Below are 10,498 nucleotides of genomic sequence, written 5' to 3' on the forward strand. Positions count from 1 at the left end.
AGCTATTCAGCTCTGCACGTTTTTTTTATTGTCCAGATAGCGAAGGTAGGTATTAAGCATTTAGAAACGCTCCCATTCCTTGGAACGTATTACAATCTAACGACATGAAGCTGTTTTAAATCGAAAATGAACATTGGAGGCCCATTTTGACTAGAATGAATCGACAACGCCGACATAAAGGGAAGGCGCTCAAACGGACGTTTGGACTTTTTTTTACTGCCATAATTCTATGTGTACTTGCTGTTGTCTGGTGGGGAAATCCGCTGCATGAGAAGCTAAGTTGGGGAATAGCTCGCCCGATTTTTGTGGAGGGACAACTGACAGACTATAGTGCGGTTGGTGAGGGGGATACGCTCAGCCTGCCGTTGGAGGTCATTCAGCAATATGTTAATTCGGCTGTGTGGCATGAGGAGAGTACGGATTCGGTCGTTCTGTCTACTCGGCAGAAGGTCATGCGCTTGATCGTCTCGGAGAACGAGGCTGAATTAAATGGAAGTGCGTATGCATTAACAACGGTGGTGACCGAGAAGGATGGAGTGATGTATGTTCCTTTTCAGGCCATTGCTGAAATATACGGGGCAACTGTCCATGAGGATGCGACGACAGGAGCGGTACTCCTAATGAGAGCAGGGGAGCAGGTGGATACCGGAAATGTATCGACTCCAAGTGGCAAAAGTGATTCAACAGCACCTCTTCGTTCAGAGCCGTCCAAGTATGCACCGATCTTAGCGGATATGCCACAAGGCACAGTCGTGAAGTTATGGAGTGAAGCGGAGGGCTGGTATTATGCCCAGATGGACAACGGGTCTACAGGCTATGTACAAGCAAATAATATTAGCCCTGGTACAGCTCTTAGCGTAGAACCACTTGAAGAGACACTTTCATTATCAGAGCAGCATTGGGAGGACAAGCCTGTCAACCTCGCTTGGGAGGCTGTCTATTCGCGCAATCCGCGAACCGCTGATATTGGTTCAATGCCCGGGGTGAATGTCACAAGTCCGACATGGTTCGAGATTACTACACCTGAGGGGAAAGTGAATAGTAAAGCGAGCATGGATTATGTCCGATGGGCTCATAACCGTGGCATGGAAGTGTGGGGGCTGCTGAGCAACAGCTTTGATCCTGATCTGACAACCGAGGCGCTCTCGACCTATGAACGACGCAAGTATATTATTCAACAGACGATTGATCTTGCGAAGTCGTATGATCTGGACGGTATTAATATAGATTTTGAAAATGTCTACACCAAAGACGGACCTTATGTTACTCAGTTCATGAGAGAGCTCAAGCCATTGGCACGGGCCAATGACCTGATTCTCTCTATTGATGTGACGCCAAAATCCAATAGTGAGATGTGGTCGGTGTTTCTGGACCGCAAGTCACTGGGCGAAGTCACTGATTATATGATGTTGATGGCGTATGATGAGCACTGGGCTGCCAGTCCGAAGGCAGGATCAGTCGCTTCCCTCCCATGGACAGAGAGTTCAATTCGCCGCATTCTTGACGAGGACTCCGTGCCTCCGAAGAAGCTGGTGCTTGGAATCCCGCTGTATACTCGTGTGTGGTCCGAGGAAGAAGTCAAGGGGGAGACGAAGGTCAGCTCCAAGGCTGTTGGAATGAGTACAGCGGCAAGCATTTTGACAGAATTCAAGCTGGACAAGGAATATCTGGAGGATGTCGGACAAAACTATGTGGAATACAAGGAAAATGGCATAGTCAAAAAAATCTGGCTGGAGGACGAGGTGTCGCTGCAGGCGAGAGTTGAGCAAGCGAAGTCTTTCGAGCTGGGGGGCATTGGCGTCTGGAATCGCAACTTTGCAAATGATACGGCGTGGAAGGTACTAAGCAAGTTCAATACTCCGTAGATTTGTAGAGGGAGTCGTAAAATATTTATTGAAATTCACCCGTAAAGTGTATGGTGATCTAAGCAGGAAGTTGGAATTGCAGTGTAGAATACTTCGGATAAGGGATAACTTATTTCATTATTGGAGAATTGTAGCATTGTTATTCAGACTCAAATTTGGCGGAGGTCGCCATAATGGCTATGGAGGGTGACGTGCAGTTAACAAAATTCAATGTGCTGTCTATGGAGTGGATGAAGGAGCCTGCCATTGGAGCGATAGCTTGCAGGCGTAACGGAACGAGTTTTCACGGGTCATTGATTCATGATTTTGGCGTATTGATTCTGATCGTCTATGAACAAGAGTCTCGAGAAGATTCCATGGAGCATGCGATGTTGGGAGATACTACATGCCAGATTCTTCATGTCCATTTAAAGCAGCTTCGTCGCTGGATTATTGATGGAGAACGTTCTGATCTTGTCAATTATCTGTTGGAGGGCGATATTTTATGGGAGACGGATCATAAGATTCAACTGCTTAGGCAGGAGATTATGGCCTTTGAGGGCACGCTGCGTGAGCAGAAGCTATTCCATGAGTTCGCCTCCTTCCTGAATCACTATGTACTTGCCAAGCGTTGTATGAAGGAAGGGCAGGCATTGGATGCTTATCACCGTGTGCTTCAGGCGCTGCATCACTGGGCATGCATCGAATTAATTGATCGGGGAATACTGCCGACCGTGAACGTATGGCAGGAGGTACAAACGGTTAATAAAGGCGTGTACAAGTTGTATGAGGAATTGACACTGAGTATAGAAACTGTGGAGCAACGGGTGGAATTGGTGCTGCTTGCATGTGAATTCTCGGTTATGTCCAAAATGGCTGATTGCTCTGTCCTGCTCTTCCGCATTCTACGCAGCCGCCGTGAGCCATGGTCGATACAAGAGCTGATCAATCATCCTGAACTGATCCACGTCAAGTTCGAGCTACCGCTTGTATTGCGTAAGCTGGTCTATCGTTCCTTTATTAAAGAGATTGCCAAGAGTGGGAGCAAGGTAGCTTATTATAATGAGAAGTCGAATGAATTGCGATACTGCTCATATTAATGCATCTGAATATTATAGCAAAGGCAAGCCAACTTCGTGCTGGCTGCTATGTAACTATGGGCGACCTCCTGAATTTGTTCAGGAGGTCTTTTTTATTATATTAGTTATTTTAAGGAATAATTAGGGATTAAGCACCATATTAATTGGGAACAAAATACTATTTTATGGTATTTATATATCATATATAATAAATTTTAACTAAATTAACACTCGCAAAGCACACTACATAAATACTAACTCCTAGGCAACCACCAGCCAGTAAATTGACCAAGTGCGTTCACAACCCAGGACGCTCACATCCCAAGACCTTTCACAGAGCCTTTCTTAAAACAAACCTCGCTGACGACACACATGACCAGACGACACAACTAAATAGAAAAGGTGAAGATATGATCAGAGACAAAAGAGAACACCATTACTCGTGGCGGCAATTTTTTGAACTGATTCATAAGTCGCGGCCACGAACTACTCTGTTCGTCGTTGCTTGCCTTATAAGTTCACTTAGTGCCGTGTTGACGACATTCATTCCTCACTTCCTGAAAATGATAGTGGACGCCTATACACAGTCAGGCACCTTTAATGGCTCAACCTTTGCAGGTCTGGGGGGCTTATTCATTTTCGTAACCATCACAGGCGTGCTGTCGAGTTATTTACTTAGCAAAGTAGGCTTAAGTGTTGTTGCTAATCTAAGAGCTCTAACTTGGTCTAAAATTGTGAAGCTTCCCACTCCATTTTTTGATAAAAATCAGTCGGGGGATGTCTCAAGCAGACTGGTGAGTGATACGACGGTTATTTACAATCTAGTCAGCCATTCGTTCTCGCAGTTTATCAATGCAACACTATCCCTGCTATTTTGTGGTTTTTGGTTATTTTACTACAGCTGGAAGCTGTCATTAATCATTGTTGCTGCAATTCCTTTGTTTTTGCTGTTCTTCATTCCACTGGGCAGAGTGCTATCACAGCTATCGAGAGAACTACAGCAATCCACAGCGAAGCTTAATGTCAAGGCTATCGAAATGATCGCAGAGAACAAGCTGATCAAGTCATTCACAGCAGAGCATCACCAGATCGAGAAGGGGCACGGCATCATACAGGATTTAATGCGAATTGGTCTAAAACAGGCCAAATGGAGCGCAGCCGTTACTCCATTTCTTAATATGATCATGTTGTTCATCATTGTGGTAATCATCGGGTATGGTGGTATGCAGCTTGCGAATGGTGAATTGTCACCGGGAACCTTTATCGCATTTCTAACCTTGATCTTCTACATAATGAATCCACTATCCAACTTTGGCTTATTCTTCTCGCAGCTGCAGAAGACAAAGGGGGCCACAGAGCGTATCTCGCAATTACTCGCAGAGGAAGAGGAGAACCTGAGTGCCGGGAAGCAGCTCGCTCCAGCTTACAAGGGAATTGAGCTCAGAAATTTGAGCTTTAGCTACAGTACGCATGAGCATTCTGCGTTTGGGCTGGAAGACATGAATCTGAACCTGCAAAAGGGAAGCACCTATGCTTTGGTTGGGCCAAGCGGGAGTGGTAAAACGACGTTGTTGGCCCTGCTGGAACGTTTTTATCAGCCGACAGGGGGAAATATCTTCGTAGACGGTGAGCGTATAGAGGACTTTTCGTTGCACTCCTGGCGATCTCAGATTGGATATGTCTCACAGGAGCATACCTTGATTAGCGGTACTGTTAGGGAGAATTTGATGTTCGGTCTGGAGCAGCATCTGAGTGAAGAGAAAATCATAGATGCGTGCAAGATGGCAAATGCTTGGGAGTTTATCAACGATCTGCCTAACGGACTGGATACGTATATTGGAGAAAAAGGCCTGAATTTATCTGGTGGACAACGGCAGCGAATCGCTATTGCTCGAATGTTCCTCAAGGACCCGGAGATTATTCTGCTTGATGAGGCGACCTCCAGTCTGGATAGTCAATCCGAAGAGAAGGTGCAATCCGCGATGAAGAAAGTTATAGAGGGTAGAACAGCTATTGTTGTTGCACACAGACTGTCCACCATCATAGATTCCGAGCACATTATCTTCATAGAGGGTGGCAGGATCACCGGCCAAGGGAGACATGAAGAGTTACAGCAAACGCATGAATTGTACAAGCAATTCTGTGAATTACAATTTAACACAGCCATAAGCGAAAAAAGGGGTGAACTGCTTGTCCATGGATAAAAACCAACTCTATCTGAATTATCTGGGCGACTCCGATTATTATACAAGGATGATGACAGGGGATCACACGATAGGCTACAAGGTAAAGGAATTAGCTGAGGATTGCATAATCAACCAAGATCATCATTCCCCCTGGGTGATGTATAGCTTCACAGGTAAGAGCTTGAAGGATCAGGGCTGGAAAATTCATGTCAGTGCCACAATGGATAATGCGCACACTATTTTAGAAACGGTGAGTCAACAATTAATGAAGCGGAAGGTGGCCTTCAAGCACCTTGTTAGTGAACGGCAGCTGCATAGCGTCAATTCTAAAAATGGCAACAGGATATCATCAGGGAAATTCATAACCATCTACCCGGCGACGGATGAGGAGTTCCTGAAGCTACTCCATGTGCTGCATGAGGCAATTCGAGATGAAGATAACGGCCCCTACATCCTCAGCGATAAATGCTGGAAGGATAGCAATCTATACTACAGGTATGGGGGATTCAGAAGTATTCAAAACGAAGAAGGACAGTTATGCATCAGGGATGAATCGGGCAATCTCATCCCGGATAACCGAACACCTTATTATCAGGTGCCTGAATTTGTGAAGGAATTCGACATCTACCTGGATAGCCATAACAACATACCAGAGAATGAGGCAGACAGCTCCGGCCTCCAAGCGTATGAGATCCAGCGGGTCATTCGCTTTAATAATGGAGGCGGAATATATGTGGCAGAGCGAAAGTCGGATCACATGAAGGTTGTCATTAAAGAGGCAAGGCCCAAGGTCGGTCTGGACGGGCAGAATAAGGATGCTATAGATCGGCTAGTTAAAGAGCATGAGGCGTTGTCCTTGCTTGCGGATGTAAAGGGTATAGTGAATGTTGTAGATTGCTTCAAAGCTTGGAAGCATCTTTTTGTAGTAGAGGAGTTTGTAGAAGGGATCGATCTCAAGAGATGGTTAGCGGCTCATTATCCATTTCATCGATTGAAGAATACAGCATTGTATGTGTTGCAGGTTCAGACGATCATAACCAGCCTGATGACTATTGTAGCTGAAATGCATGACCGCCAGGTTGGCATGGGGGATTTACAGCCATCCAATGTCATGATTACTGAAGATTTGAAGGTCATCCTTATTGATTTTGAATCTGCGAGCGATAAGGACAGTGAAGAGAAGGCAGCTATTCATACCATTGGCTTTTCAGATACGCGCAATAAGAATCATAAAGAACGCGATTGGTACGCTGTTAAGAAAATCTTGAGATACTGTGTACTGCCCATAGGTCCTGTCGATAACATTGAGCGCAGTATATCGTTCTATCACAATGAATGGATCAGAAGTGAGTTTGGTGAAGTGTTCCATAATTTCGTCAGGCATGTTGAACAGCAATGCGATGAGAATATTACAGCTGCAAAAGAGCAAACGTACCCTGACGAGCAGGTCATTGTATCATTGATGTCATCTAGTGACATTAGCTCTGTCATTCATGGGTTGAGTAGAGGAATGCTAGCCAACTTGGTACCAGAGAAGGGCCTCGTTCATGGTGATATCAGACAGTATGAGAATTCAGGCGGCTTAATCAATGTATTAACGGGTGGTACTGGCGCTGCACTGGCTCTTCACAGAACAGGCTATATGGATAGTCGGGTCCATGAGTGGTTGGAGGATAGCGTTTTGTCCCATAATACCCTGGAAGGCGGACACGGACTGTTGGTAGGCAATGCAGGAATAGCCTCCACGTTGTACGAGTTAGGTTATACAGGAGAAGCACTGGAAAGATTCTCTCATATTGAATATGACGATTCCCATGATGTCTCGTTGAGATCAGGGCTTGCGGGTATGGGATTAGCGTGGTTGAGCCTGTATCTGGAGGAGCACAAGGAAGCATATTTAGACGAGGCAAGGCGCATCATTGCCAAGATTATATCTGTGATGGATCAGAGACGACCGTTAACGGTGACTGATTGGGCGGCTGTTCCTATAGGAATGATAGATGGGTGGTCGGGTGTATCCGTGCTGTTCAGCGCCATGTATGCTGTTACTGGAGAAGAGGACTGTTACATTCGAGCCAGGCAATTAATTGAGATGGATCTGGAGCATTCACATCGGGATGAAGAAGTGTTGGTCCTGCAAGCAATGGATGAGAAGAAACGAGTGCTTCCTTATCTATCTGGGGGATCGATAGGTATCGGGGTCGCGATCTGGTATTTCAACCATGTTACTGGGAAGAGACACTATGAAGAAGAACTGAAGTTGATTATGAACCTGAATGATATCAGGTGTACCTTCAGCGGTGGAATATTGGATGGGGCAGGAGGCTTCCTGTTACTGCCATGTCTCATTGAAGATGATGCTGACGTGCTACAAGAGCATGTCAAGCTATCCTTGCAGCGATTGCAATTGTTCCTTGTAGCCCGGCAGGATCAGGTACATTTTTCTGGGAATTTTGGATATCGCTTATCTGATGATTGGTACACCGGAAGTGCGGGTATAATGCTTGCTTTGCAAGGTTTGCAGGAGTCGAATCCGCTGTACTGGCTTCCACTTATTCATATTAATCAATTTGTGGCGAAGACTTCTTATAAGAGGAATGAAGCTCGGTTCTCAGTACTTTCAACAGATAGACAGTGAATAAAATACAGATAACAACGTGTTAAATACACTTTAATGGAATGTGAACTTGCACCCATTTTTGAAAGGGGGTGAGAAGATGAACGACGTATTGGCGCTGCAAAAAATGTCTGCGAAAATTGGCGATGAGCAAGAGGCATTTCCAATTACGATTACGTGGACAGTAACTACAGTAACAGTAGGCTGGTCCACAGCTAGCAATCACTGCTAATGATCGTAGCAAGCTTTATGAAGCGTGTTCTACACCATGTCATCTAAGCTATTGTCACATATAAAATCCATATAAAACTAAATCATGAGAGGGGAATATAAGATGAACGACGTATTGGCGCTGCAAAAAATGTCTGCAAAAATTGGCGATGAGCAAGAGGTATTTCCGATTACGATTACGTGGACAGTAACTACGGTAACTGTAGGCTGGTCTACAGCGAGCAATCATTGTTAATTTAGAATTTCATACTTTTTGATAAAATAGAATCATATTACTTAACCATCAGGAAAAAAATAAGCTCGCTTATTTTTTTCCTGATTTCATTTAAGAGGGAGGACCTATGGAGGAGCCAATCCTTGAGGTTAGAAATGTGAGCAAATCTTATTTGAAATCAGACTTTCAATTGAAGGATGTAACCTTCTCCATTCCCTATGGCACAATCACTGGATTTATTGGTGAAAATGGAGCGGGAAAAACGACGATGATGGGGATCATACTAGGCACATTGCATAAAGATCGGGGAGTGATCAAGCTCTTCGGTAAAGAATTGCTCGAAGCTGAGAAAGAAATTAAGGAGCAAATCGGTGTTGTATTTGATTGTGCAAATTTTTCGCCTGGACTGGATGCGGTGAGGCTGGGCCGAGTATTGAGAAATGTCTACGAACGATGGAATCAGGAGAAATACCTATACTTCCTAGACCGCTTCTCTTTGCCGAGCAACCAAAAGCTTAGCGGCTATTCTCGTGGAATGAGTATGAAATTAGCCATCGCTGTGGCTCTATCACATGATGCTAGGCTATTGATTCTTGATGAAGCCACTTCTGGGCTGGACCCTGTTGCACGGGATGAGATTCTTGAGGTCTTTTTGGATTTCGTGAGTGACAAACGCCGCTCAATTCTATTATCTTCTCACATTACAAGTGATATCGAGAAAATAGCGGATGATCTAATATTTATTAAGCGCGGAGAGATTATCCTACAATGTGCGAAGGAGAAGCTCTTAAGTGTCTTCAGTATTGCGCAATACGAAACTCATGTATGGAACGAATTGAAGGGAGATCTCCCTGATGTAGCATCATACTTGCAGAAAGGAGATATTATTCAGGCGTTGATTGCTAACAAAGATACAGCACTTACCGAGAACATCCAACCTAGCATAACCATTGATGATATTACGAAGCTGCTAATGAAAGGGGAGCGGGCATGAGAGGACTAATTCTGAATAACTTGTATTCTTTAGAGAGCCATCTCAAAATTTCGTTCCTGATTGTAGGCTTGGTTAATATAATGCTGTTTTTTATGGATACCCCTGCTGCAGCACAGGTGGCCGTTATGCTATCTATTATTTTAATTCCTGCTAATGCATTTTCGCTAATGAAGCAGGATAGCAGTGCTGGCTGGGATCGTTATGAGCTTACCTTGCCCCTTGCTAGGCAGCAGATCATACAAAGCAAGTATGCTACATTTATACTGCTATTATTGCTGAGCGTCTTCGTGACCCTATGTATTCAATTAATTATCATCGCATATAGAGCTGAGTCGCTGTGGCCCATGTACAATCTTGTACCACGTGGCTCAGGGATTATATTATGTAGCGCTGCTTTGACCTATCCATTAGGCTATGCAATGGGCCCGGATAAAGCGGAGATCATGATGATTTTGAGCATTATTTTTTCTTTTGGCGTATTTGGTGCAGTATTCGGAGTGTATCATGCTCTTGTTAACCCTGTAATTGATGAACACTTCTCCATCTTGTTTCTAATGGTTGCCATCTGTCTCTTTGGGCTTTCGTATTTTGTAACGAGTAAGATATATAGCAGGAAGGAGTTCCGATAGTGGCTACTACATGCATTCAGTACAGCTATCCGGATAGGTTTGAATAGGTCCGGCTAGGTCCGAATAGCTGGGGGATCATGAAATAAGCTAAAGCTCACAATGAAGGTTGACTGCTTGCTGGTAGCTATGATACATTATAACTCGTCTTACTTCGCTTGATTTTTAGAACGATAAATTTTCGGCTAACTAAATCGAAAAAAAAGTTGTTGACATTAAAAAGCGAAACATGTTACATTATAAAAGTCGCCGCTGAGATGCGGTGAACCGCTAAAAAGGAATACTCAAAGCGGTCATACCTTGAGAAATAAGGTTGAAGTTGATCTTTGAAAACTGAACAACGAGTGAGCGAATTTCACGCAAGTGAGATTCAAACAATGAGATATTAAATCTCGTCAGATTCAAAATGAGCTATCGCTCTTTTCAATAACTTTATTGGAGAGTTTGATCCTGGCTCAGGACGAACGCTGGCGGCGTGCCTAATACATGCAAGTCGAGCGGACTTGATGGAGAGCTTGCTCTCCTGAGAGTTAGCGGCGGACGGGTGAGTAACACGTAGGCAACCTGCCCTCTGGACTGGGATAACTACCGGAAACGGTAGCTAATACCAGATAATTCACTTCTTCGCATGGAGAAGTGAGGAAAGACGGAGCAATCTGTCACCGGAGGATGGGCCTGCGGCGCATTAGCTAGTTGGAGAGGTAACG

At 44.5% G+C, this 10,498-nt stretch carries 8 protein-coding genes and 1 rRNA gene; all 9 read left to right on the plus strand.

The window, feature by feature from the left end; all coding sequences use genetic code 11:
- Positions 1-155 precede the first annotated feature (155 nt).
- Positions 156-1,865 (plus strand): glycosyl hydrolase family 18 protein, encoded by a 1,710-nt coding sequence (locus K331_RS0111380; RefSeq protein WP_028590397.1) that lies wholly within the window; start codon positions 156-158, stop codon positions 1,863-1,865.
- Positions 1,866-2,038: 173 nt separating this feature from the next.
- A complete protein-coding gene (locus tag K331_RS0111385; RefSeq protein ID WP_051289794.1) occupies positions 2,039-2,944 on the plus strand; it encodes a nucleotidyltransferase-like protein in 906 nt (301 codons plus the stop codon).
- Between the two features lie 389 nt (positions 2,945-3,333).
- Positions 3,334-5,127 (plus strand): ABC transporter ATP-binding protein, encoded by a 1,794-nt coding sequence (locus K331_RS29395; RefSeq protein WP_051289795.1) that lies wholly within the window; start codon positions 3,334-3,336, stop codon positions 5,125-5,127.
- Positions 5,120-7,747 (plus strand): class III lanthionine synthetase LanKC, encoded by a 2,628-nt coding sequence (gene lanKC, locus K331_RS0111395; RefSeq protein WP_036634757.1) that lies wholly within the window; start codon positions 5,120-5,122, stop codon positions 7,745-7,747. Before K331_RS29395 ends, lanKC begins: the two co-directional genes overlap by 8 nt.
- Before the next feature lie 79 nt (positions 7,748-7,826).
- Positions 7,827-7,958 carry a class III lanthipeptide gene (locus K331_RS32465; RefSeq protein ID WP_211237336.1) on the plus strand — a complete coding sequence of 44 codons (132 nt, stop codon included), beginning with the start codon at positions 7,827-7,829 and terminating at the stop codon, positions 7,956-7,958.
- A 102-nt stretch (positions 7,959-8,060) separates the two neighbouring features.
- Positions 8,061-8,192 (plus strand): class III lanthipeptide, encoded by a 132-nt coding sequence (locus K331_RS32470; protein WP_018887350.1) that lies wholly within the window; start codon positions 8,061-8,063, stop codon positions 8,190-8,192.
- Positions 8,193-8,298: 106 nt separating this feature from the next.
- Positions 8,299-9,165 carry an ABC transporter ATP-binding protein gene (locus K331_RS0111410; RefSeq protein ID WP_028590400.1) on the plus strand — a complete coding sequence of 289 codons (867 nt, stop codon included), beginning with the start codon at positions 8,299-8,301 and terminating at the stop codon, positions 9,163-9,165.
- Complete coding sequence (locus tag K331_RS0111415; protein ID WP_028590401.1) at positions 9,162-9,794, plus strand: ABC-2 transporter permease; 633 nt, start codon at positions 9,162-9,164, stop codon at positions 9,792-9,794. The genes K331_RS0111410 and K331_RS0111415 overlap by 4 nt, the downstream gene beginning before the upstream one ends.
- Before the next feature lie 429 nt (positions 9,795-10,223).
- A 16S ribosomal RNA gene (locus K331_RS0111420) occupies positions 10,224-10,498 on the plus strand; the annotation flags it as partial.

Source organism: Paenibacillus massiliensis subsp. panacisoli DSM 21345, from assembly GCF_000426545.1.
Lineage (GTDB): Bacteria > Bacillota > Bacilli > Paenibacillales > Paenibacillaceae > Paenibacillus > Paenibacillus panacisoli.

Excerpts from the sequence above, each read along its gene's own strand:
- K331_RS0111380 (WP_028590397.1), top strand. The coding sequence starts at position 156 with ATGAATCGACAACGCCGACATAAAGGGAAGGCGCTCAAACGGACGTTT.
- K331_RS29395 (WP_051289795.1), top strand. The coding sequence starts at position 3,334 with ATGATCAGAGACAAAAGAGAACACCATTACTCGTGGCGGCAATTTTTT.
- K331_RS32470 (WP_018887350.1), top strand. The coding sequence starts at position 8,061 with ATGAACGACGTATTGGCGCTGCAAAAAATGTCTGCAAAAATTGGCGAT.
- K331_RS0111415 (WP_028590401.1), top strand. The coding sequence starts at position 9,162 with ATGAGAGGACTAATTCTGAATAACTTGTATTCTTTAGAGAGCCATCTC.
- K331_RS32465 (WP_211237336.1), top strand. The coding sequence starts at position 7,827 with ATGAACGACGTATTGGCGCTGCAAAAAATGTCTGCGAAAATTGGCGAT.
- lanKC (WP_036634757.1), top strand. The coding sequence starts at position 5,120 with ATGGATAAAAACCAACTCTATCTGAATTATCTGGGCGACTCCGATTAT.
- K331_RS0111385 (WP_051289794.1), top strand. The coding sequence starts at position 2,039 with ATGGCTATGGAGGGTGACGTGCAGTTAACAAAATTCAATGTGCTGTCT.
- K331_RS0111410 (WP_028590400.1), top strand. The coding sequence starts at position 8,299 with ATGGAGGAGCCAATCCTTGAGGTTAGAAATGTGAGCAAATCTTATTTG.